This is a genomic window from Variovorax sp. LjRoot290 (assembly GCF_964253985.1).
Lineage (GTDB): Bacteria > Pseudomonadota > Gammaproteobacteria > Burkholderiales > Burkholderiaceae_C > Variovorax.
In genome coordinates this window covers 3,541,161-3,561,619 of record NZ_CAXURW020000001.1, presented here as the reverse complement: position 1 = coordinate 3,561,619, position 20,459 = coordinate 3,541,161, and the positions used below count along the sequence as shown (strand labels likewise).

The following is a 20,459-nucleotide window of genomic DNA, read 5'->3' as shown; positions in this document are numbered from 1 at the left end:
GGCGCCGACGCTTCGGCCAGTTGCAAGAAGACCCGCCGCGGCGGGTCTTCTTGTTTCCGGCGACGATGCTTGCGGTCACGTCCTACTGCGCCAGCCTCCGCCGCACGACAAGGTCACAGCCCATGGATGCCACCTCCACCCTCGGCACGCAGGAGCGCACCGCCTGCGAGGTGCACACGGTCCGCTTCCACCTGAACGGCGTTGCGCGCACGGTGCGGCTCGAGGCCTGGACCACGCTGCTGGACCTGCTGCGCGAGCACTGCGGCCTGACCGGCACCAAGAAGGGCTGCGACCATGGGCAGTGCGGCGCCTGTACGGTGCTGGTGGACGGCCGCCGGATCAACGCCTGTCTCGCGCTCGCGGTGATGCAGGAGGGCGCGACGATACAGACCATCGAGGGGCTGGCGCACGGCGACCTTCTGCATCCGCTGCAGCAGGCCTTCGTCGACCACGATGCTTTTCAGTGCGGCTACTGCACGCCGGGCCAGATCTGCTCGGCGGTCGGCCTGCTGCGCGAGGGCCATGCGCAGAACGAAGACGACGTGCGCGAACAGATGAGCGGCAACCTCTGCCGTTGCGGCGCCTATCCGAACATCGTCAGGGCGGTGGTCGAAGTGCTGGGGCATCAGCAGTCCGGTGCGTGGAAAGCCGTGCGATGAATCCTTTCGAGTACCACCGCGCCACCGATGCGGCCGATGCGCTGCGCTCCATTGGCGGCGTGGACGGCGCGCGCTTCATCGCCGGCGGCACCAATCTGCTCGACCTCATGAAGGAAGGCGTCGCCCGGCCTGCGCGGCTGGTCGACATCACGCACCTGCCGCTGCGCGAGGTGCGCGTCACCGAACGCGGCGGCCTCCACGTGGGCGCGCTGGTGCGCAATGCCGACCTGGCCTGGCATCCGGAAGTGCAGCGCCGCTATCCCCTGCTGGCGGAGGCGCTGCTGGCCGGCGCCTCGCCGCAGCTGCGCAACATGGCGACCGTCGGCGGCAACCTGCTGCAGCGCACGCGCTGCTACTACTTCTACGACATCGTCACGCCGTGCAACAAGCGCGCGCCGGGCAGCGGCTGCCCGGCGATCGAGGGGCTGAATCGCATCCACGCGATCCTCGGCGCCAGCGAGCAGTGCGTTGCGGTGCATCCTTCGGACATGTGCGTCGCGCTGGCGGCGCTCGAAGCGGTGGTTCACGTGCAGGGGCCGCAGGGCGAACGCTCCATCGCCATGGCCGACTTCCATCGGCTGCCCGGCGATGCACCGGAGCGCGATACCACGCTGGCCGCGGACGAACTGGTCATCGCGCTCGAGCTGCCGCCCGATCCCTTCGCTCGCCATTCCTGCTATCTCAAGCTGCGCGACCGGCGCTCCTACGCTTTCGCGCTGGTGTCCGCGGCCTGCGCGCTCGACATCGCGCAGGGGCGCATCCGGTCGGCGCGCATCGCGCTTGGCGGTGTGGCCCACAAGCCCTGGCGCCGGTGCGAAGCCGAGGCGCTGCTGGCCGGCCAGGTGCCCGGTGTCGCTGCGTTCGAGGCGGCCGCCGCCGTTCTGGTCGAGGGCGCGCGGGCGCTGGAGCACAACGGCTTCAAGATCGAACTGGCGCGCCGTACCGTCGTGCGTGCGCTGCTGCAGGCGGCCGGCATGGAGGCGGGTGCGTGACGGCACAACCCGGATTGCCCTTCGGGGCGCCGGTGGCGCGTGTCGACGCTCGGGCCAAGGTGACGGGTGCGGCCCGCTACGCCGCCGAGCATCCGGCCAAGGGCCTGCTCTACGGCGTGGTGGTGCCGAGCCCGATCGCGCGCGGCCGCATCCGTTCCATCGACAGCCGCGCGGCGCGCGCCGTGCCGGGCGTGATCGAGGTGCTGACCCACGAGAACCGGCCGCCCATGGCACGCTTCGATCTGCTGCACAAGGACATGGATGCGCCCGGCGGCTCGCCGTTCCGGCCGCTGCACGATGCGCAGATCCACTCCGACGCGCAGCCGGTGGCGCTGGTCGTGGCGGTGAGCTTCGAGGCCGCGCGCCATGCGGCGCGGCTGATCGAGGTGCACTGCGCCGCCGAGCGGCCGCGCAGCGACATGCAGCGGCTGGCGATCGAGGCCCGCAAGCCGAGCCGCCTCAAGTTCGGCTACCAGGTCGCGCCCAAGGTGCGCGGCGAACCGGAAGATGCCTGGGACGAAGCGCCGGTCAAGATCGAGGCGCGCTACCGCTCGCCGGCCGAGTTTCACAACCCCATGGAAACGCATGCCAGCACGGCGATCTGGGAGGGCGAAGGGCGGCTCACGATCTACGACAAGACGCAGGGCGCGCAGAACAGCCGCGCCTACCTGGCGCGCGTGCTGAAGCTGCGCAAGCGCGATGTGCGCGTGCTGTGTCCCTTCGTGGGCGGGGCCTTCGGGTCGGGGCTGCGGCCCGGCTACCAGCTGGTGCTGGCCGCGATGGCGGCGCTGACGCTGCGGCGCGCGGTGCGCGTGGTGCTCACGCGCCAGCAGATGTTCAGCTTCGGCCATCGGCCCGAGACCCTGCAGACGCTGAAGCTGGCCTGCGATACCGAAGGGCGGCTGCGCTCCGTCGTGCACGAGGCGGTGTCGGAGACTTCGCGCAATGAGGACTACGTCGAGAACATCGTCAGCTGGACGGGTCTGCTCTACAACACGCCGAATCTGCGGCTGGCCCATCGCGTGGTCGAACTCGACCGTTTCACGCCGACCGACATGCGCGCACCCGGCGCGGCCCAAGGGGTTTATGCGCTCGAAAGCGCGATGGACGAACTGGCGCATGCCGTCGGCCTGGACCCGCTGGCCCTGCGCCTGCGCAACTACACCGAGACCGAGCCCGGAAGCGGCAAACCCTTCTCGAGCAAGGCGTTGCGCGAATGCTATGCGCGCGGCGCGGAGCGCTTCGGCTGGTCGCGCCGAGAGCCCGAGCCGCGCTCGATGCGTGACGGCCGCACGCTGATCGGCTGGGGCATGGCCACCGGCGTGTGGGACGCGATGCAGATCCACGGCGCCGCACGCGCCGTGCTGCGGGTCGACGGCACGCTGGAGGTCGGCAGCGCCACCACCGACATCGGCACCGGCACCGGCACCGTGATGTCGCAGATCGCAGCGGCGACCTTGGGCCTGCCGCTTGCCAAGGTGGACTTCAGCCTCGGCGATTCGAGCCTGCCGCTGGCGCCGGTCCAGGGGGGCTCCTTCACCGTGGCCACCATCGGCACGGCGGTTCAGGCCGCCTGCCTCAAGATCGCGGCCAAGCTGCTCCTCATGGCGCGTGCGCAAGGCGATACGCCGCTGCGCCAGCCGCGGTTGAAGGATGTCGAATTCGTCAACGGCCTGGTGCGGCTGCGCGTGGATCCCTCGCGTTCCATCAGCCTGCGCGAGCTGATGCAGCGCGCCGGTGCGGCCCAGATCGAAGCCAAGAGCCTCGCATTGCCCAATCTCATGAAGCAGCGCAAGTACGCGCGCGCCACGCATTCGGCGGTGTTCGCCGAGGTGCGCGTGGATGAAGACCTGGGCAGCGTGCACGTCACGCGCGTCGTCAGCGCGGTGGCGGCCGGACGCATCGTCAATCCGAGAACAGCCACCAGCCAGATCGAGGGCGGCGTGGTCTGGGGCATCGGCATGGCGCTGCACGAGGAGGGTCTCGTCGATCACCGTTTGGGCCGCGTGATGAACCACAGCCTGGCCGAATACCACCTGGCTGCCAACGCCGACGTCGGGGAGATCGAGGTGATCTTCGTCGACGAGCAGGACGAGGTCGTCAATCCGCTGGGCGTCAAGGGCGTGGGGGAGATCGGCATCGTGGGCGTCGCGGCGGCCGTGGGCAACGCGATCTTCCATGCGACGGGGCGCCGCGTGTACAGCCTGCCGATCACGCTCGACAAGGTGCTGGGACTGGATTGACGGCGCGCTGAAAGGTGCAGGTGCGTTGGCGTCGATCTTGCAAAATGCAGCGATGCCCCACAGCGTCTCCCTGATCAATACCGTTGCGGCCGGTCTCGGCCTGGCGCTGGTACTCGGCTTCCTGGCGGCGCGGCTTCGGCTGCCGGCGCTGGTGGGCTACCTGCTCGCGGGCGTGATCATCGGCCCGTTCACCCCGGGCTTCGTGGCGGATGCGGAGATCGCCGCGCAGCTGGCCGAGATCGGCGTGATGCTGCTGATGTTCGGCGTCGGCCTGCACTTCTCGCTCGACGATCTGCTCGCGGTGCGCAAGATCGCATTGCCCGGCGCGATCGTGCAGATGGCGGTGGCCACGCTGCTTGGTGGCGCATTGGCCACGTGGTGGGGCTGGAGCCTGGGCGGCGCACTGGTGTTCGGGCTCGCCTTGTCGGTGGCGAGCACGGTGGTGCTGCTGCGCGCGCTCGAAAGCCTGGGGCTCCTCGATTCCTTCACCGGCCGCATCGCGGTCGGCTGGCTGGTGGTGGAAGACCTCGCGATGGTGCTGGTGCTCGTGCTGCTGCCGCCGCTGGCCGGCGTGATGGGCGGCAAGACGGCCGTGGCCGACGCGGCGCCGGTCTGGCAGACGCTGGGCCTCACGCTGCTGCAGGTGGGCGGTTTCGTGGTGCTGATGCTGGTGGTGGGGCGGCGCGTGTTCCCGTGGATCCTGTGGCAGGTCACGCGCACCGGTTCGCGCGAACTCTTCACGCTGTGCGTGGTGGCGGCCGCGGTCAGCATCGCCTTCGCATCGGCGGCGCTGTTCGGCGTGTCCTTCGCGCTCGGCGCCTTCTTCGCGGGGATGGTGATGCGCGAATCCGAGTTCAGTCATCGGGCGGCGCAGGAATCGCTGCCCCTGCGCGACGCCTTTGCCGTCCTGTTCTTCGTCTCGGTCGGCATGTTGTTCAACCCGGCCGTGCTGATCGAACGCCCGCTGCAGGTGTTGGCGGTCGTGGGGGTGATCGTGGTGGGCAAGTCCGTGGCGGCCTGCGCGCTGGTGCTGCTGTTCCGCTATCCCTTGAGCACGGCGCTCACGGTGAGCGCGAGCCTGGCGCAGATCGGCGAGTTCTCGTTCATCCTGGCTGCGCTCGGCGTCTCGCTCGGGCTGCTGCCGGCCGAGGGCCAGAGCCTGCTGCTGGCCGGCGCGCTGATCTCCATCGCCACCAATCCGCTGTGGTTCAGCCTGATCGGTCCGCTGCAGAAATGGCTGCATGCGCGTTCATCCCTTGCGCGCAGCCTGGCGCTGCGCGACGACCCGTTGGCCGAGCTGCCGGTGAGCACCGAGGCGAAGTACCTGTCGCGCCACGTCGTGCTGGTCGGTTATGGCCGCGTGGGGCGGCGCATTGCCGCCGAGCTGGCAGCCCACGATGTTCCCTTCGTGGTGGCGGAGCAGAACCGCGAACTGGTGGAGAAGCTGCGCGCCGAGGGGATGGCGGCCGTCTGGGGCGATGCGGCCGATCCCGCGGTGCTGATCCAGGCGCATGTGGCGCGGGCCCGCGTGCTCGTGGTCGCCGTCGCCGATGCGATGAATGTGCGGCAGATGATCGAGACCGCGCGCACGCTCAACCCCGCGATCGAGACCGTGATCCGCAGCCACAACGAGGAGGAGGCGCGGCTGCTCTCGGAGGAGGTGGAGGCCACCGTGTTCCTCGGCGAGCACGAGCTTGCGCAGTCGATGGCGCGCGCCGTGCTCAGCCGCGCCGCGCCGGCCTGAGACCTGTTCAGAGGTCCTCGATCACCAGCCTGCAGTAGCGCTCGGCGATCGAATAGGGCACCGTACGCACCACCTCCATCAGGCGCTCGGCCGCGGCCCTGTTCTCGGTCTTGACCAGGAGGCCGGTGTGGCCGTCGCGCGCGAGCTTGGTGTAGGCGCGCACGGTGGCGCCGTCGGTGCCGGCCGAGGGCAGCGGGTTGTCCGCGTCCCTGACCGTGGGCGAGATCTGGGCCAGCATGGTCTTGGGAGGGATCAGGTAGACCTCGTCGCCGCTGAAGCCGTTCTCGATCAGCTGGTGTCCGACTCGGCTCGCGTCCTCGGCATTGGGAAACATCACCATGGAATGGCCGGTCGGATAGAAGGCCCCTCCGAAGGCGGCGACCATGTGGGGGTCGAGGGTGAAATGCTTCATGTCTCCTCCTTGGCACAGCGGTGTTGTTGAGGTGCATTCAGCTTAGGCATGGCGGCACCCGGGCGCTGTAGGAAAAGCTTGGCAGGTGCAAATTACCCACATTCAGGCTATTGAGGGTATTCAAGACTTGCCAATTTAATTACCGTTCATCACATTTGAGACGAAACGTGAAGTTTTGGCTAGGTGTTGTAACGCGCGTTGAATAGGATCGATGAGTTCACTCGATGACCCCCTCCTAAACTCATGTCGCAATTGCGAAATATCGCGCTCACCGTGCACGAACTCGAAGAGGGCGAGTTCTATTGGGTATTGATGGAGGGCACCGACTACGCGATGGAAGAAGCGCTTCCATACCTGCCGCTCGAGGCTGCGAGCGATCCGCAAGCGACCTACGCCAATGCATTGGTGGCAGGGATTGCGGCGATAAGAAAACTGTTCGGCAAGGACGGGCCGCGCGCCTGAGGCGGCGTACCCAGACCCAGAGGAAAGCATGCGGAAATTCGGAGCGGCGGTCGCCGCGCTCACTGTCGCACTGGTGGTCGTCGGCTGGTTCAACCGTCCTGCGACCTCGACCGAATGGGCGGCATGGGTCCAGACACTGGGCGTTCTTGCCGCGATCCTGTGGGCGCTGCGGCTGCAGGCCCTGGCCTCGAAGCAGAGCCTGCGGCAGGCCGGGCAGGTGGCGGCGATCTTCGCCACCAACATGCACTGGGTCTTCAGGGAGCTGAACGACGCCTGCGGCAAGCGCAGCTGGCCCGACTACACGGTGAATCGCCGCATCCTCGATGAAATCCTGGCGCAGGGTCGCGAGGTGACGCTGCAATTGCTCGACGGGCGCTCGCTGGCGATGGTGAGCAGCTTGCGCGCGATCGCGGTCGAGGCGCTCGAAATGACCGCGCCCCATACGGAGGGCGGCAACTGGTCCCACCTGCAGCTCTATTTCGACAAGCGCCTGCCCAGCATCGCGGCCTGGCTGTCGGCGACCGGTCATCCACCCGAGAGCAGCGGGCCGACCGACTATGTGGGGCTTCGCACCTCCTTCGGGCAGCTCGGCGGCCGCTGAAGAAGGAGGAAGCGCCGTCCGTTCAGGACGTGACGTGCTCGCTCATCGAGGGCCACCATCGGCGCCACCACGGGCGTTTCGGTTCGGGCGCCGCGGCGCTGGCCATCAGCTCGGCTGCCATCGAGGCGCGCACGCGTTCGCGCAAGGCAGTCTCGTAAGCGTGCGCGGGCGCTCGCGCGCTGCGGTCTCCGCGCAATGCCAGGCGTCGCCAGGCATGGGCGTGTTCAGCGAGCTCCGCATCGCTCAGGTCATCGGGGTGGGGCAATTGCTGCGTCATGCTGACGAGATTGTGCCGCGCTCCCGGGCCGCCGGCATTCTTTCAGCGAGGCCGAGTGGCCTGCGGCCAACGCCGCACGAAAAAACCGGGCTCGCGGCCCGGTTTGTCGTCTCGAGTGCAGCCGATTACAGCGCAAGCTGGTCGATGCCGCGCGCTGCGGCGCGGGCTTCGGCGCGCACGGTGGCACGGTCAACCGTGCTGGCGAGCACCGGCGCCACGCCTTGCGCATAGCCTTCCGCGTACGGGTTGGCGCTGCGGGCGGCGGCGACGGCTTCGGCTCGCACGCCGGCACGGTCGCTCGAGGCGGTCAGCGCCGGCGCGACGCGGGACGAGACGCCTTCGGCGTACGGGTTCTCGCTGCGTGCGGCAGCCACCGCTTGGGCCCTCACGTCGCCACGGCTGTTGGCCGACACCAGCGAATGCACGCCTTCATAGGTTTCGGCTTGGGCGCCAGCGGCAGCAAGAAGCGAGAGAGCGGCGGCGGCAAAGATCTTCGAGGTCTTCATTTCAATTTCCTTCAATGGTTTGGATGATGATTTCGAACCGGTCTTGGGTGGGGCGCCGTCCCTTCGGGGGCGGCCACCTCGCTCGGTGCCCTGTTCATCCAGAACAGTGAATGGCTGCTCTGTGGGGATGAAGTTTGCGCCCGAAATCTAGGTAGAAACCCTGCCAAATGGAATTGCGGTGTTTTCGTTCCGGCAACAATCCGGACGCGGCACCCCGATCCGGATCGGGCAATTGGACCCAGAGAAGGCTGCGCGGAAGGACGAAGAAGGCCTCAGCGCTTGTCGGGTGACTGGTTCGCGGGGAGTTTGCGTCCGAGCAGTCGGGTCAGCGCATCCAGTTCGCGTGCGAGCCGTATCGCTTCTGCGCGCGCGCTTTCATCACCCTGCTTCATGTGCAGCAGGTGCTGCTCGTAGGCGTCCGAGAGTTGCGTCCATCGCTCGAAGGATGCGTCGATGGGCGTCACCGAATCCTGCATGGCTGCCTCCATTTCATGGCGCTCGGGCCATTTCGATGGTTATCTCCTGCTCCACGAAAGACTACACAAAGCGCCGGACCCTTTCCATGGCAGGGGTGGGGCCTTGCGCGTCGCATTCGGCACTACTTCATGCTTTTGCCGGATTCGCGAACGCGTGAAATGGATCACGAAAGAAGTTAACCTGTAAGTACTACATGTAATTACAATTGGCTACATGGACATACGCTCCGAGACAAACCACGGTCGGTCTCTTCGCCGTGCCTGCCTGGCAGCACATGTCCTATAGCGTGCTCCAGCGCGTGGCCAAGGGTCCTCTGCCGATGGTCTTCACTGCGGCAGAGGACATCGAGAGCCTGCGCATCCTGAAGGACGGGGGCTGGGTCAAGGTCACGTTCTCGGCGCCGCCGGGACGGGCGGGCACGGCCACCGTGACGGAACTGACCCCTCTGGGTCGTTTCGCGATGCAGTTCGTGCAACCCGACAAGGACAAGCCATGAGAGTCATTGTCTGCATTCTGGCCAGCATCTCGGTCTTTGCCGCTTGCGTCGGCGGGTGGTGGTTCTATTGGCCGATCTGGCAGGTCCAATCACAGGTGAAAACCAGGCTGCCGGAACCCCGCTTCGCCGTGTTCTCCGGCGTGACCTACAACAAGAGCACGGGCACGGGCTGCGGCTACGTGCATGCCGACGACCGCAGCGGCCGCTTGTCCGGCCGAACGCATTTCATTCTGTTGCCCGACGGCGACGTGAGGTTCGACCCGAAGGACCCGATCCGCGGCAACACGGTGCAGCAGCTCGAGAGCCTTCGAAAGCACGCGGACTATCTGGCCCTGGTCTACGACCGCTGCCCGCCGGCTTGAGTGCTTCGCAGCGCCGCTTCTAGGCGCCGCTTGCCGCGACCCGTGGTGCAGGCGCGAGCGGGTTGTCGACGAGCTTCAGCTCGACGAGCTGGGACGCCTGGCGCAGTGCGTCGCGCAGTTGCTCGAGGCTGAAGGGCTTGCACAGCCAGACGGCGCTGTGCAGAGGCCCGTCCGGCGCCTTTCTGCCCGTGGCAAAAATGACCGGCAGCTTGCAACGAGACTGCAACTTGCCGGCCAGTTCCAGCCCGGACAAGGCCGGCAGGCCGACGTCGACCATCAGCACGTCGAACGCGCCTTCGAGGAAGCGGGTGAGCGCACCCTCGGCGCTGCGGACGCCGGTCGCCCAGTGGCCCAGGAGTTCCAGGGCCTCGAGCGCGGCTTCCAGCACATCGGGATCGTCTTCGACCACCAGCACCCGCAAGCTGCAAGCATTGGGCGAGCATGCGGTTGGGGGGGCCATCTGCGATCTCTCGGGACGTTGGGATCGGGAGCATCGTCCTGCGCCGAGGGGCGGACTGTAGGAACGCGCCGCGATCAGATGACCGCCTCCGGTGTATGGCGATACAGGGCGCAACACATGGAAAAGCAGAGCATGTTCTCCGACGCGGCCGATGACGGCTTGCACGTCATGATGCCGACGTCATTCTTCCTCCCATGCCTGCGCCATGAAGATCGCGACCTTCAACGTCAACGGTGTCAACGGCCGTCTCCCGCGCCTGCTGGAATGGCTGGCCGAGTCGAGGCCGGACGTGGCCTGCCTGCAGGAGCTCAAGTCGCCCGACGAGAATTTTCCAGCGGCCGCGATTCGCGCAGCGGGCTACGGCGTCGTGTCTCATGGCCAGCGTTCGTGGAACGGCGTGGCCATCCTCGCGCGCGGCCGGGAGCCGATCGAAACCGGCCGCGGCCTGGACGGCAACAGCGAAGACAGCCAGAGCCGCTACCTCGAGGCCGTGGTCGGCGGCGTGGTCGTCGGCTGCCTGTATTTGCCCAACGGCAATCCCCAGCCCGGCCCCAAGTTCGACTACAAGCTCGAATGGTTCGGACGGCTCGAAGCGCATGCGCGCAAGCTCTACGCCTGCGGGCTGCCGGCGGTGCTGGCCGGGGACTTCAACGTGGTGCCTACCGATGCCGACATCTACAACCCCGCCTCGTGGCGCGACGATGCGCTGCTGCAGCCGGAGGCTCGTGCCGCCTTCGCGCGCCTCTTGAAGCAGGGCTGGACCGACGCGATCCGCGCGCGCCATCCGAACGAGGCGATCTACACCTACTGGGACTACTGGCGCAACCGCTGGCCGCGCAACGCGGGCCTGCGCATCGACCACCTGCTGCTCAATGCGGAGCTCGCGCCCTTGCTGATCGATGCGAACGTGGATCGCGAGGTGCGTGGCCGGGCTGGTGCCAGCGATCACGCGCCGGCCTGGGTCGAACTCGATCTGCCCTCGATCGGGCTCTCCGACAAGAGCTGAAGCAGCGATGCGCTCGCCGACGCCGGCGTTCAGCGGCGAAGCTCCTCGGCGATCTCCGTTGTTCGATGCACCCAATGCAGCGCGGGGTCCAGCGAGAGCGTCTTGCGCGCCGCGTCCTGCTGCGCGGCGCTCAGGGGCGCAAGCATCTCGACCTGGCCCGCGGCGCTGGTCGCGATAGGGATGCCATCCCGGTACAGCACACGCGAGCCTGCGACCCGCGGAATCTTGGTGCCCGGAATGACCGTTCCGAGCAGGTTGGCGGGATCCGAAGCCGACAGGCAGACCAGGCTTTCGTCGGCCGGCCGGCGCCGCATCTGGCGCATGAGCCCGATGGCCTCGGGCAGCGCGAACTGCTCGCCGGACAGGCCCGCGATGAAGCGGCCGCCGCGGATCTCGCCGCGGGCTTCGAGCCGGCGGTAGCTGCGCACCAGGTCGCGCCATGGCGGCAACCAGGCGGCCTCGCGCTCGAGCATGCTCCAGCACACCACGCCATAGCGGCGCAGCAGCACGCGCGCGACCTGTTCGATGGATTCGGGCGCGAGGGCGCGTGGCGGCTCTTCGGTCGTCGCGGAGCCCGGCTGCCGCGTCAGCAGCCAGCGGCCCGCGTCCTCGATGCCGAAGAGCGCGGCGCGGCGCCGGCGCTGCTGCTGCGCGTGCGTCGGCGCGCGCTTCGAGGCCGGAACCAGCAATGCGCGCAGGCCCGCATAACTGTCGCAGCGCACGCGGCCGCGCGCGACCAGTTCGCTGAGCGCGTCTTCGACCTCGGTGCCCAGCAGGCGTGCGCCCTCGGCGATCTCGTCGAAGAATGACGCGCCGTTGGCCGCGAGCCAGGCAGCCACGCGCTGCGCGCGCGAACCCAGTCCCGCGTCGTCGACCGGTGCCGGCGCGAGTCCGTTCCAGAGCGCTGCGCTGCGCCGCGGCAGCAGCAGGATCGGCGTGGCGCGCAGCGACTGGCCGGCACCCCCTGCCGCGCGGCCATCGTTGGCGGACGGCCGCAGCCGCGTCCACAGCACGCGCCCCGCGGTGCACAGGTCGTCGAGCCAGGCGCTGGCATAGTCGTTGACGCGCGCCGGCAGCAGTTCGGCCTCCCACAGCGCGGCCGGCGCCTCGTAGCCTTCCAATAGGGTCAGCACGCCGGCCAGGGCCTCCGGGCCGCTGACACGCGCGGCCGCGCCGACGTGCTGCCATTCGAAGAGAAAGCGTGCGAAGTCGCGCGGCTCCACGGGTTCGATCTCGCGCCGCAGGCGCTTGAGGGTGTAGCGGTGGATGCGTGCGAGCAGATGCCTTTCGCACCACTCCTGGGCGTCGGCCTCGGGCGTGAATCGCCCCTGCAGCACTTGGCCTTCGCTTTGCAATCCCAGCAGTGCGGCTTCGATGTCTGAGAGCGGCAACCGGAGCTGCTGCGCCAGTTCGTCCGCCGAGACCGGGCCCAGCCCGCCGAGGCGCGACTGCAGCAGCTCGCGCAGCAGCTCGTCGCGGCTCCCGGAGGTCTGCGCATATTCGGCAGGGGCCTCGATGAGCGGCTGCATGGCGGCGCCGGGATAGAGCGCCTGGGTCAGCGCCAGGCGCTCGGCCGCGACCCACAGGCCAGGCGACAGGCGCGTCGCGCGGCCGGCGCCGGCGAGCGCCTCGAGCCATGTTTTCCAGTTCGCATTGCGGGCCACGTCCTCGTCGTTGACCACGCCGAGCCCGCTGAGCGCTTCATGCATCTCGTCGGGGTTGCGCGGGCCGGGCCAGGCTTCCTCGCGCACGCTGCCGATCGCCTCCGGGTCCAGCCGGCCCATGTCGTCCGCGCTCTCCGGATCGGTGTAGCGGCGGCTCTGCACGGCCTGGGTGCGGCGCTCTTCCAGCGGCGCATCGTCGAGAAAGGCATAGGGCAGTGCGTTCAGCACTTCCGCGGCGAGCGGCGAGGGCGCGGGAAGATCGCACGCGAGCACGCTCACTTCGCCCGCTTCGATGCGACGCAGCAGGCGCAGCCAGCCCTCGGCGTCCATGGCCTCGTGCAGGCAGTCGTCCAGGGTCTGCGCGACCAGCGGGTGCTCGGGGATCTCGCGTTCGCCCGCGAGGTTCTCGGCGCAGGCGACCTGGTCCGGGAACACGGACGCCAGCAGGTCTTCGGACTTCATGCGCTGCAGCTGCGGCGCCACCTTGCGGCCGCCGATGAAGCGCGGCAGGGCGAGTGCGGTGGTTGCATTCCAGCGCCAGCGCACACCGAACAGCGGCGCGTCCAGCAGCGCCTGCACCAGCACGTCCAGCGCCGTGGCCGAGTGCAGGTAGCGGGCCACCTCCGGCAGCGCAAAGCTGTGGCTGGTGGACAGCGAGAGCACGATCGCATCCTCGGTGGCCGCGGCCTGCAGCTCGAAATTGAACTTGCGGCAGAAGCGCTTGCGCAGGGCCAGGCCCCACGCGCGGTTGAGACGGCTTCCATACGGCGAATGGATCACCAGCTGCATGCCGCCCGATTCGTCGAAGAAGCGCTCGATCACGATCCGGTCCTGCGTCGGCACCGCGCCCAGCGCTGCCACGGTGCGCGCGAGGTGGTCGACGATCTGGCGTGCGGCTTCGTCGTGCAGTCCCACGCCGCGCGCCAGCCGGCGCACCGCGGCCTCGGCGCCTTGCGTGGCGACGTGCTGTCCGACCTCGTCGCGCAGCCGCGAGACGCCGAAGGAGAGCTCGTCGCTGCGGCCCGGCGCCTCGCCGAGCCAGAACGGGATGTTGGGCGCCGCACCATGCGCATCTTCCACGCGCACGCGGCCCGGCTCGATGCGCAGGATGCGGTAGCTGGTGTTGCCGAGCTGGAACACGTCGCCGGCCAGGCTCTCGACCGCGAAGTCTTCGTTCACGGTGCCGATCTTGTGGGCCTGCGGTTCGAGCACCACGCTGTAGTCGCCGGTCTCGGGAATGGTGCCGCCCGAGGTGAGGGCGGTCAGGCGCGCGCCCTTGCGTTCGCGCAAGCGGTGATGAACCGCGTCACGGTGCACATAGCCGGCGCGCGGTCCGTTGCGGGTGGTGAAGCCTTCGGACAGCATGCGCACCACGGCGGCGTAGTCCTCGCGCTTCAACTGCGCATAGGGCCAGGCGCGGCGCAGCAGGGCGAACAGCTCGTCTTCGTCCCATTCGCGGCTGGCGGTCTCGGCCACGATCTGCTGCGCCAGCACATCGAGGGGCGCGGGCAGCACGTGCAAGGCATCGAGCTCGCCGCGGCGGATGCAATCGAGCAAGGCCGCGCATTCGACCAGCTCGTCGCGCGACTGCGGGAACAGGCGCGCCTTGGGCGTGCCGCCCACCGCATGGCCCGAGCGGCCGGCGCGCTGCAGGAAGGTGGCGATCGATCGGGGCGAACCCAGCTGGCACACCAGGTCGACATCGCCGATGTCCAGGCCCAGTTCCAGCGAGGCGGTGGCCACGAGCACTTTCAGTTCGCCGCGCTTGAGGCGTTGCTCCGCGTCGAGGCGCGCCTCCTTCGCGAGGCTGCCGTGATGGGCCGCCACCGCTTCCTTCCCGAGGCGCTCGCCCAGATGCCGCGCCGCACGTTCGGCCATGCGCCGGGTGTTGACGAAGACCAGCGTGGTGCGATGCAGGTGCACGAGTTCGGCGACGCGCGAATAGACCTGCTCCCACTGCTCGTTCGACATCACCGCGCCGAGCGGCACGGGCGGCAGCTCGAGCGCGAGATCGCGTTCCTTGGCATAGCCGATGTCGACGATCTCGCAATCCGCAACGCCATCGGTGACTGCGCCCGCACCCACCAGGAAGCGCGCGACCTCGTCGATGGGCTTCTGCGTGGCGGAGAGACCGATGCGCGTCAGAGGCTTCTCGCAGAGCGATTGCAGCCTTTCGAGCGACAGCGACAGATGGCTGCCGCGCTTGCTGGCCGCGATCGCATGGATCTCGTCGACGATCGCCGTGCGCACGGTCGACAGCATCTTGCGGCCCGATGCCGAACCGAGCAGCACGTACAGCGACTCCGGCGTGGTGACCAGGATGTGCGGCGGCTTGCGCAGGTTCTGCTGGCGATCCCTGGGCGCCGTATCGCCGGTACGCACGGCGCTGCGGATGTCGACGTCCGGCAGGCCCAGCGCGGCCAGTTCGGCGCGGATGCCCGCCAGCGGCACTTCCAGGTTCAGGTGGATGTCGTTGGACAGCGCCTTCAGCGGCGAGACGTAGACCACCGTGGTTTCGTCGGCGAGCCCCTCGGGCTTCAAGCCCTGGCGCACCAGTCCATCCAGCGCGGCGAGGAAGGCCGTCAGGGTCTTGCCCGATCCGGTCGGCGCGGCGACCAGCGTATGGCGGCCCGCACGGATCGCGGGCCACGCCGCCGCCTGCGCCTCGGTGGGCGCAGCGAAGCTGCGGCTGAACCAGCCGCTGACGGCGGGGTGGAAGGCTTCGAGGGACACAGGCAGAACGGACATCGTAGCGGCCGATGGGCCAGCTTGCGATATCCGGTCAATTCGGGCCTTTGTCGCGAATGTCAAGTCAAAAAAAAACGGCTCCTGGGCGAAGCCATGCCGGTGACGCGCGGCAAGACTACTATTTGTTTTTGCGCACGATGAACGACGACATGAAACGCGACCCCGAGCCGGTTCCGGCAACGAGCTACCGGCTCGCCGACAACCGCAGCGCGCTTCAGGGACGCGTGTTCCTGACCGGCACGCAGGCGCTGGTGCGGCTCTTGCTCCTGCAGCGCAAATGGGACGAAGTGCACGGCCTGAAGACGGCAGGTTTCGTGAGCGGCTACCGCGGCTCGCCGCTCGCCGGCGTGGACGTCGAACTCTGGCGCGCGGAGGCCGATCTCGAGGCGCACGACATCCGCTTCCTGCCCGCCATCAACGAGGACCTGGCCGCCACGGCGCTGATGGGCACCCAGCAGGTGGGCGCCGATGCAGAGCGCAGCTTCGACGGCGTCTTCGGCATGTGGTACGGCAAGGGCCCCGGACTGGATCGGGCCGGCGATGCGCTGCGCCACGGCAATGCCGCGGGCACGACGCGCCAGGGCGGCGTGCTGGTGGTGGTGGGCGACGATCATGCGGCGGTCTCGTCCTCGATCCCGAATGCGAGCGAGCTCTCGCTGATGGGCTGGGGCATGCCGATCGTCCATCCGGCCTCGCTCGACGAGTACGACGCCTTCGGGCTGTGGGGCTGGGCCGCATCGCGGCACGCCGGCCTCTGGGTCGCATTCAAGGCCATCTCCGAAACGGTGGAGAGCGGGCGTTCGATCGAGGTGGCGCCGTTGCCCGAGTTCACCGCGCCCGATGAGGCGCCCGGCGCCGCCGAAGCGCGGGCCTACCGCAGCGACGACTTCCTGACGCTCGCCATCGAAGTGCGCCTGGCCGCGAGGCTGGAGGCGCTGAAGGCCTTCGCGCGGCTGAACTCCATCGATCGCCTGGTGGTCGCTGCGCCGGAGGCGACGGCGGGCATCATGGTGGTCGGCAAGTCCTTCCATGACCTGATGGAAGTGCTGCAGCGTTGCGGCATCGACGAAGCCGAATTGCAGTGCATTGGCCTGCGCATCTACAAGCCGGGCCTCTGCTTCCCGCTCGAATCGCAGCGCGCGCAGGACTTCTGCGCCGGCCTGCGCCATGTGCTGGTCATCGAGGAGAAGGCCTCGGTGGTCGAGCAGCAGCTGAAGGAGCTGGTGTTCAACCAGCAACAGCGGCCCACGGTCTGCGGCAAGCACGATCTGGCCGGCGGGCCGCTACTGACGTGGGTGGGCCAGCTGGGCCCCGCATCGATCGCCTCGGCCTTGTGCGCCTGGCTCGGATCGATCGGAGACCCGCTCGCCGAGCGCATCGACGCCGGCCTGTTCGCGAAGCCCGCCTTGCTGTCGAACGAGTCGGACGGCATGCGCCGGCTGCCTTACTTCTGCTCGGGCTGCCCGCACAGCTCGTCGACCAAGGTGCCGGAAGGAAGCAAGGCCCTCGCCGGCGTGGGCTGCCACTACATGGCGAGCTGGATGGACCGCAGCACCGGCGGCTTGACGCAGATGGGTGGCGAGGGCGCCGACTGGCTGGGCCATGCGCCCTTCACCGCGATGCCGCACATCTTCCAGAACATGGGCGAGGGCACGTATTTCCACTCGGGCTACCTGGCGCTGCGCCAGGCGATCGCGAGCGGCGCGAACATCACCTACAAGATCCTGTTCAACGACGCGGTCGCGATGACCGGCGGCCAGCCGGTCGACGGCAGCATCTCCGTCGCGCAGATCTGCACGCAGGTCGCGAGCGAAGGCGCGAAGCGGGTCGTGGTGGTCACCGATGACCCGGAGGTCTACCGCGGCGTGCGGCTGGAAGAAGGGGTGCAGGTGCACCACCGGCGCGACATGGACGCGGTCCAGCGCGAGCTGCGCGAGATCGCCGGCGTCACGGTGCTGGTCTACGACCAGACCTGCGCGGCGGAGAAGCGGCGCCGGCGCAAGAAGAAGAGCTACCCCGATCCGGCCAAGCGCATGTTCATCAACGCCGCCGTGTGCGAGGGCTGCGGCGATTGCGGCGTGCAATCCAACTGCTTCTCGGTCGCGCCGCTCGAAACCGAGTTCGGGCGCAAGCGGCAGATCGAGCAATCGAGCTGCAACAAGGACTATTCCTGCGCCGAAGGCTTCTGCCCGAGCTTCGTGACCGTGCTGGGCGGCGAGGTGCGCAAGAGCAGCACGGCCCTGTCGCCCGCGCCGGATCTGCATGCGCTGGCCGGGGCGCTGCCGCTGCCCGCGCTGCCGAAGGTCGACAGGCCCTTCGACATGCTGGTCGCGGGCGTCGGCGGCACGGGCGTGATCACCATCGGCGCGCTGGTCGCGATGGCGGCGCACCTGGAAGGCAAGGGCGCGTCGGTGCTGGACTTCACCGCGCTGGCGCAGAAGGGCGGCTCGGTCGTGAGCCACATCCGCATCGCCGGCCGGCCTTCGCTCCTGCATGCGGTGCGCGTGCAGCCGCAGCGCGCACGCACGCTGATCGTGGCCGACATGGTGGTGGGTGCGTTGCCCGACGTGCTGGGCACGGTGAAGGAGGGCGGCACGCAGCTCGTCGTCAACTCGCACTTGCAGACCTTGGCGGAGTTCACGCGTTCGCCGGACCTGCCTTTCCGCCACGATGCGCTGTTGCAGAAGTTCCGGGCCGCCGCCGGCGAGGCCCAGGTCCAGGCCATCGATGCGCACGACGCGGCCAAGGCCCTGCTGGGCGACGCGATCGGCGCCAACATGCTGCTGCTCGGCTTTGCCTGGCAACGGGGCGGTGTGCCGGTCGGGCTCGATGCGCTGACGCGGGCCATCGAGCTCAACGGTGTCGCGGTCGAGGCCAACAAGAAGGCCTTTGCCGCCGGGCGCCTGGCCGCGCACGATCCGGCCTGGAAGGCCAAGCTGTCGGGCCGCGAGGGCACGGTGGTGCAGCTGACGCGGCCGCAAGGCCTCGAGAAGATCATCGAGACCCGCGTGCGTTTTCTCGAGGACTACCAGAGCCTGTCGTACGCGAAGCGCTACCTGGATTTCGTGCGGCGCGTCGAGGCTGGCGAGCGCGCGGTCGTGCCGGAGGGCCGGCGGCTGCGCTTGACGGAAGCCGTGGCCCGCAACCTCTTCAAGCTCATGGCCTACAAGGACGAGTACGAGGTGGCGCGCCTGTACACGCGTCCGGAGTTCCTGGCCGAGTTGCGCGCGCAGTTCGAAGGCGATTTCCGGCTCCAGTTCAATCTCGCGCCGACCTGGTTCGCGAAGCGGAATGCGCAGGGCCTGCCGATGAAGCGCGCCTACGGGCAGTGGATGCTGGCGATGTTCAAGGGACTCGGTGCGCTGCGCTGGCTGCGCGGCACGCCTTTCGATGCCTTCGGCTACACGGCGGAACGCAGGCAGGAGCGGCAGCTGATCGCCGAGTACCGCCAGCTGGTGGAGCGCCTGCTCGAGGGCTTGGGTCCCGATCGGCTGGCCGAGGCGGCGCGCATTGCCGGCCTGGCGGAAAAGATCCGCGGTTACGGCCACATCAAGGACGAGAGCATCCGCACGTACCGGGAGAGCCTGGCCGCTGCGCTGGACGGCGCGCAGAAAAGCCGTGCGGCGCCTGCCTTGAGGATCGCCTGAGCGAGGAAAAATTCTCAGGTGCGCGCGCGATCCGGCCCGCCGCCATCGATGCCCGTATTTTTTGCCGAATCCTTCACGCGGTACCCGGGCCGTTTGCGCCGACACTGCGACCCAGGTTCTCTGGGGGATTGCTGACTGCAATCATTCGGCCCGCTTCGTGCGGGCCTTTTTTTGCCTGTCAGCGAGGCCGATGGCCGTAGGCCAGGGTCTTGAAATCGTCGAAGCTCGGCAAGCGCCAGTCGACGTCGTCGCGGGAGAAGCGATAGTCGTCGAGCCACGCCGACCAGCATGCGAACTGCGGCGGCGAGGGCGCCACCACGGGGCGCTGCCTCTTCATCAGTTCGAGCGCCTCGAGCGGCGCATGGCCGCGGTGCACCAGCAGGCACAGCGCCAGCGTGGCGGAGCGGCCGATGCCGTACTCGCAATGGACGAGCACGCGCTGCCCCGCGTCGAGAAACTCGTTCGCGAAGCGGATGCCGTGCTCGACATCTGCCATCCGTACGCCGCACATGTCCTCGGTGGGCAGGTGCAGCAGCGCGATGCCGTGCCGGCGCAGCACGTGCGGATCGGGGATCGCTTCGCCGCGCAGGTCGATCACGGCCTGGATGCGATGCTCGCGCGCGAGCCGCTCCGCGCAGTCGTAGGGGAAGCTGCCGCCGACGGCGAGCAGCTCGGTGATCCAGCTGAAGTTCGGTTGCCAGGGGTCCATGAACCAAACCTAGCGCCTTCTGCCTGGCATTTGCGTAGGCGGTTGTAGAAAGAGATCGCCTTGCTAGACCGACAGCGACCCCAGTCGCGCCACCACCATGTCGTGCAGCGCCCGTGCCGCCGCGGACAAGCTGCCCTCGCGGCGTTGCACGAGGTAGATCCGGCGCGTGAGCTGGGGCATCGGAAGCGGCCGGGTGGCGATCGTCTCGCGCCGGAACTGGTAGAGCGTGAGCGTCGGGACGACGCTGATGCCGAGCCCGGCCTCGACCATGCCCATCACGGTGGCGAGCTGCTCGACCTCGAGCACGGTGTTCATGGCCAGCGGATGCAGCGCGGCTTCGAGCGCCTGCCGCACGCTGCTGTTGCGCGTCATGTGGATGAAGGGCCAGGGCGCCAGCTTGCGCAGCGTGAGCCGCGGCTCGGAAGCCAGCGGGTGGTCGGCTCGGCACACGAGGTGAAAGCGATCGGTGCACAGCACGCGCATGCGCAGCTCGGCCGCATCCGCGACGCGCGTGCTGCCCGACGCCAGCGCGAAATCGGCCTGGCCGCCGCGCACCAGGTCGATGCAGGCATCGGACAGCTGATCGCTCAATGCGAGCTCGATTCCCGGCCAGGTCTGGCGGAACTCCGCGAACAGCGCCGGCAGCCAGCCGGCCGCGAGCGAGGGCAGCGCCGCGACATGCACGCGCCCCTTGCGCCGCTCCACGTGGTCGCCCAGGTCGGCGAGCGCACGGCCCATGTCGGCGAGCAGGCGGCGCGCAGAAGGTTCGAACAGCCGGCCCTCGGGCGTGAGCTGCACGCTGCGCGTGTTGCGGTCGAACAGGCGCGTGCCCACCGATTCCTCGAGCGCGCGGACCAAGGTGCTGAAGGCCGGCTGGGAGAGATGGCAGGCCTCTGCAGCCCGCGTGAAGTGGCGCAGATCGGCCAGCGCGAGAAAGGCGCGCAGCTGGCGGGTGGAAAGGTCGGCGGATGCCATTGATTCGAATAGTGAATGA

General features: G+C 68.6%; 18 protein-coding genes. 10 read left to right on the top strand and 8 right to left on the bottom strand.

What is annotated here, in order from left to right; genetic code table 11:
• The first annotated feature begins 122 nt into the window (after positions 1-122).
• The 4 genes from ACSQ9A_RS17605 to ybaL are packed head-to-tail and all read left to right on the top strand — an operon-like array spanning position 123 to position 5,638.
• Complete coding sequence (locus tag ACSQ9A_RS17605) at positions 123-659, top strand: (2Fe-2S)-binding protein (protein WP_436304583.1); 537 nt, start codon at positions 123-125, stop codon at positions 657-659.
• Positions 656-1,651 carry an FAD binding domain-containing protein gene (locus tag ACSQ9A_RS17600; protein WP_436304582.1) on the top strand — a complete coding sequence of 332 codons (996 nt, stop codon included), beginning with the start codon at positions 656-658 and terminating at the stop codon, positions 1,649-1,651. The genes ACSQ9A_RS17605 and ACSQ9A_RS17600 overlap by 4 nt, the downstream gene beginning before the upstream one ends.
• Entirely contained in the window at positions 1,648-3,894 is a 2,247-nt protein-coding gene (locus tag ACSQ9A_RS17595) for a xanthine dehydrogenase family protein molybdopterin-binding subunit (protein ID WP_436304581.1), read from the top strand. Before ACSQ9A_RS17600 ends, ACSQ9A_RS17595 begins: the two co-directional genes overlap by 4 nt.
• Positions 3,895-3,946: 52 nt before the next feature.
• Entirely contained in the window at positions 3,947-5,638 is a 1,692-nt protein-coding gene (gene ybaL / locus ACSQ9A_RS17590) for a YbaL family putative K(+) efflux transporter (protein WP_436304580.1), read from the top strand.
• Between the two features lie 7 nt (positions 5,639-5,645).
• Here the strand turns inward: ybaL and ACSQ9A_RS17585 are convergent, their stop codons facing one another.
• Positions 5,646-6,050: a hypothetical protein gene (locus tag ACSQ9A_RS17585; protein ID WP_436304579.1), complete on the bottom strand. Its 405-nt coding sequence runs from the start codon at positions 6,048-6,050 to the stop codon at positions 5,646-5,648.
• A 273-nt stretch (positions 6,051-6,323) separates the two neighbouring features.
• Between ACSQ9A_RS17585 and ACSQ9A_RS17580 the strand changes: the two genes are divergently transcribed.
• Together ACSQ9A_RS17580 and ACSQ9A_RS17575 are read left to right on the top strand one after the other, a co-directional pair.
• Positions 6,324-6,512 (top strand): hypothetical protein, encoded by a 189-nt coding sequence (locus tag ACSQ9A_RS17580; RefSeq protein WP_244503896.1) that lies wholly within the window; start codon positions 6,324-6,326, stop codon positions 6,510-6,512.
• Positions 6,513-6,540: 28 nt separating this feature from the next.
• Complete coding sequence (locus tag ACSQ9A_RS17575; RefSeq protein WP_436294506.1) at positions 6,541-7,113, top strand: hypothetical protein; 573 nt, start codon at positions 6,541-6,543, stop codon at positions 7,111-7,113.
• A 22-nt stretch (positions 7,114-7,135) separates the two neighbouring features.
• Here the strand turns inward: ACSQ9A_RS17575 and ACSQ9A_RS17570 are convergent, their stop codons facing one another.
• The 3 genes from ACSQ9A_RS17570 to ACSQ9A_RS17560 all read right to left on the bottom strand — a co-directional run bounded on the left by ACSQ9A_RS17570 (position 7,136) and on the right by ACSQ9A_RS17560 (position 8,384).
• Positions 7,136-7,390: a hypothetical protein gene (locus ACSQ9A_RS17570; RefSeq protein ID WP_436304578.1), complete on the bottom strand. Its 255-nt coding sequence runs from the start codon at positions 7,388-7,390 to the stop codon at positions 7,136-7,138.
• Positions 7,391-7,515: 125 nt separating this feature from the next.
• The gene (locus tag ACSQ9A_RS17565; RefSeq protein WP_436304577.1) at positions 7,516-7,896 is read right to left on the bottom strand and encodes a helicase SNF2; all 381 of its coding nucleotides are present in this window, start codon (positions 7,894-7,896) and stop codon (positions 7,516-7,518) included.
• A gap of 272 nt (positions 7,897-8,168) precedes the next feature.
• Positions 8,169-8,384 (bottom strand): hypothetical protein, encoded by a 216-nt coding sequence (locus ACSQ9A_RS17560; protein WP_436294503.1) that lies wholly within the window; start codon positions 8,382-8,384, stop codon positions 8,169-8,171.
• Between the two features lie 263 nt (positions 8,385-8,647).
• Between ACSQ9A_RS17560 and ACSQ9A_RS17555 the strand changes: the two genes are divergently transcribed.
• Both ACSQ9A_RS17555 and ACSQ9A_RS17550 read left to right on the top strand, forming a co-directional pair.
• The gene (locus tag ACSQ9A_RS17555; protein WP_093108238.1) at positions 8,648-8,869 is read left to right on the top strand and encodes a hypothetical protein; all 222 of its coding nucleotides are present in this window, start codon (positions 8,648-8,650) and stop codon (positions 8,867-8,869) included.
• Positions 8,866-9,231: a hypothetical protein gene (locus tag ACSQ9A_RS17550; protein ID WP_093108236.1), complete on the top strand. Its 366-nt coding sequence runs from the start codon at positions 8,866-8,868 to the stop codon at positions 9,229-9,231. The genes ACSQ9A_RS17555 and ACSQ9A_RS17550 overlap by 4 nt, the downstream gene beginning before the upstream one ends.
• A 19-nt stretch (positions 9,232-9,250) precedes the next feature.
• Here the strand turns inward: ACSQ9A_RS17550 and ACSQ9A_RS17545 are convergent, their stop codons facing one another.
• Entirely contained in the window at positions 9,251-9,646 is a 396-nt protein-coding gene (locus ACSQ9A_RS17545) for a response regulator (protein WP_436306315.1), read from the bottom strand.
• A 250-nt stretch (positions 9,647-9,896) separates the two neighbouring features.
• Here ACSQ9A_RS17545 and ACSQ9A_RS17540 point away from each other — a divergent pair, with 250 nt between their 5' ends.
• Complete coding sequence (locus tag ACSQ9A_RS17540) at positions 9,897-10,697, top strand: exodeoxyribonuclease III (protein ID WP_436304576.1); 801 nt, start codon at positions 9,897-9,899, stop codon at positions 10,695-10,697.
• A gap of 29 nt (positions 10,698-10,726) precedes the next feature.
• Here the strand turns inward: ACSQ9A_RS17540 and ACSQ9A_RS17535 are convergent, their stop codons facing one another.
• Entirely contained in the window at positions 10,727-15,109 is a 4,383-nt protein-coding gene (locus ACSQ9A_RS17535) for a DEAD/DEAH box helicase (protein WP_436304575.1), read from the bottom strand.
• A 149-nt stretch (positions 15,110-15,258) separates the two neighbouring features.
• Here ACSQ9A_RS17535 and ACSQ9A_RS17530 point away from each other — a divergent pair, with 149 nt between their 5' ends.
• Complete coding sequence (locus tag ACSQ9A_RS17530; RefSeq protein ID WP_436304574.1) at positions 15,259-18,756, top strand: indolepyruvate ferredoxin oxidoreductase family protein; 3,498 nt, start codon at positions 15,259-15,261, stop codon at positions 18,754-18,756.
• Between the two features lie 178 nt (positions 18,757-18,934).
• Here the strand turns inward: ACSQ9A_RS17530 and ACSQ9A_RS17525 are convergent, their stop codons facing one another.
• The gene (locus tag ACSQ9A_RS17525; protein WP_436304573.1) at positions 18,935-19,465 is read right to left on the bottom strand and encodes a protein-tyrosine phosphatase family protein; all 531 of its coding nucleotides are present in this window, start codon (positions 19,463-19,465) and stop codon (positions 18,935-18,937) included.
• Between the two features lie 63 nt (positions 19,466-19,528).
• Positions 19,529-20,440, bottom strand: coding sequence for a LysR family transcriptional regulator (locus tag ACSQ9A_RS17520; protein WP_436304572.1), 912 nt, complete (start codon positions 20,438-20,440; stop codon positions 19,529-19,531).
• Positions 20,441-20,459: the final 19 nt, after the last annotated feature.

Excerpts from the sequence above, each read along its gene's own strand:
- ACSQ9A_RS17605 (WP_436304583.1), top strand. The coding sequence starts at position 123 with ATGGATGCCACCTCCACCCTCGGCACGCAGGAGCGCACCGCCTGCGAG.
- ACSQ9A_RS17600 (WP_436304582.1), top strand. The coding sequence starts at position 656 with ATGAATCCTTTCGAGTACCACCGCGCCACCGATGCGGCCGATGCGCTG.
- ybaL (WP_436304580.1), top strand. The coding sequence starts at position 3,947 with ATGCCCCACAGCGTCTCCCTGATCAATACCGTTGCGGCCGGTCTCGGC.
- ACSQ9A_RS17585 (WP_436304579.1), bottom strand. The coding sequence starts at position 6,050 with ATGAAGCATTTCACCCTCGACCCCCACATGGTCGCCGCCTTCGGAGGG.
- ACSQ9A_RS17575 (WP_436294506.1), top strand. The coding sequence starts at position 6,541 with ATGCGGAAATTCGGAGCGGCGGTCGCCGCGCTCACTGTCGCACTGGTG.
- ACSQ9A_RS17570 (WP_436304578.1), bottom strand. The coding sequence starts at position 7,390 with ATGACGCAGCAATTGCCCCACCCCGATGACCTGAGCGATGCGGAGCTC.
- ACSQ9A_RS17565 (WP_436304577.1), bottom strand. The coding sequence starts at position 7,896 with ATGAAGACCTCGAAGATCTTTGCCGCCGCCGCTCTCTCGCTTCTTGCT.
- ACSQ9A_RS17560 (WP_436294503.1), bottom strand. The coding sequence starts at position 8,384 with ATGGAGGCAGCCATGCAGGATTCGGTGACGCCCATCGACGCATCCTTC.
- ACSQ9A_RS17555 (WP_093108238.1), top strand. The coding sequence starts at position 8,648 with ATGTCCTATAGCGTGCTCCAGCGCGTGGCCAAGGGTCCTCTGCCGATG.
- ACSQ9A_RS17550 (WP_093108236.1), top strand. The coding sequence starts at position 8,866 with ATGAGAGTCATTGTCTGCATTCTGGCCAGCATCTCGGTCTTTGCCGCT.
- ACSQ9A_RS17540 (WP_436304576.1), top strand. The coding sequence starts at position 9,897 with ATGAAGATCGCGACCTTCAACGTCAACGGTGTCAACGGCCGTCTCCCG.
- ACSQ9A_RS17535 (WP_436304575.1), bottom strand. The coding sequence starts at position 15,109 with ATGTCCGTTCTGCCTGTGTCCCTCGAAGCCTTCCACCCCGCCGTCAGC.
- ACSQ9A_RS17530 (WP_436304574.1), top strand. The coding sequence starts at position 15,259 with ATGAAACGCGACCCCGAGCCGGTTCCGGCAACGAGCTACCGGCTCGCC.
- ACSQ9A_RS17525 (WP_436304573.1), bottom strand. The coding sequence starts at position 19,465 with ATGGACCCCTGGCAACCGAACTTCAGCTGGATCACCGAGCTGCTCGCC.
- ACSQ9A_RS17520 (WP_436304572.1), bottom strand. The coding sequence starts at position 20,440 with ATGGCATCCGCCGACCTTTCCACCCGCCAGCTGCGCGCCTTTCTCGCG.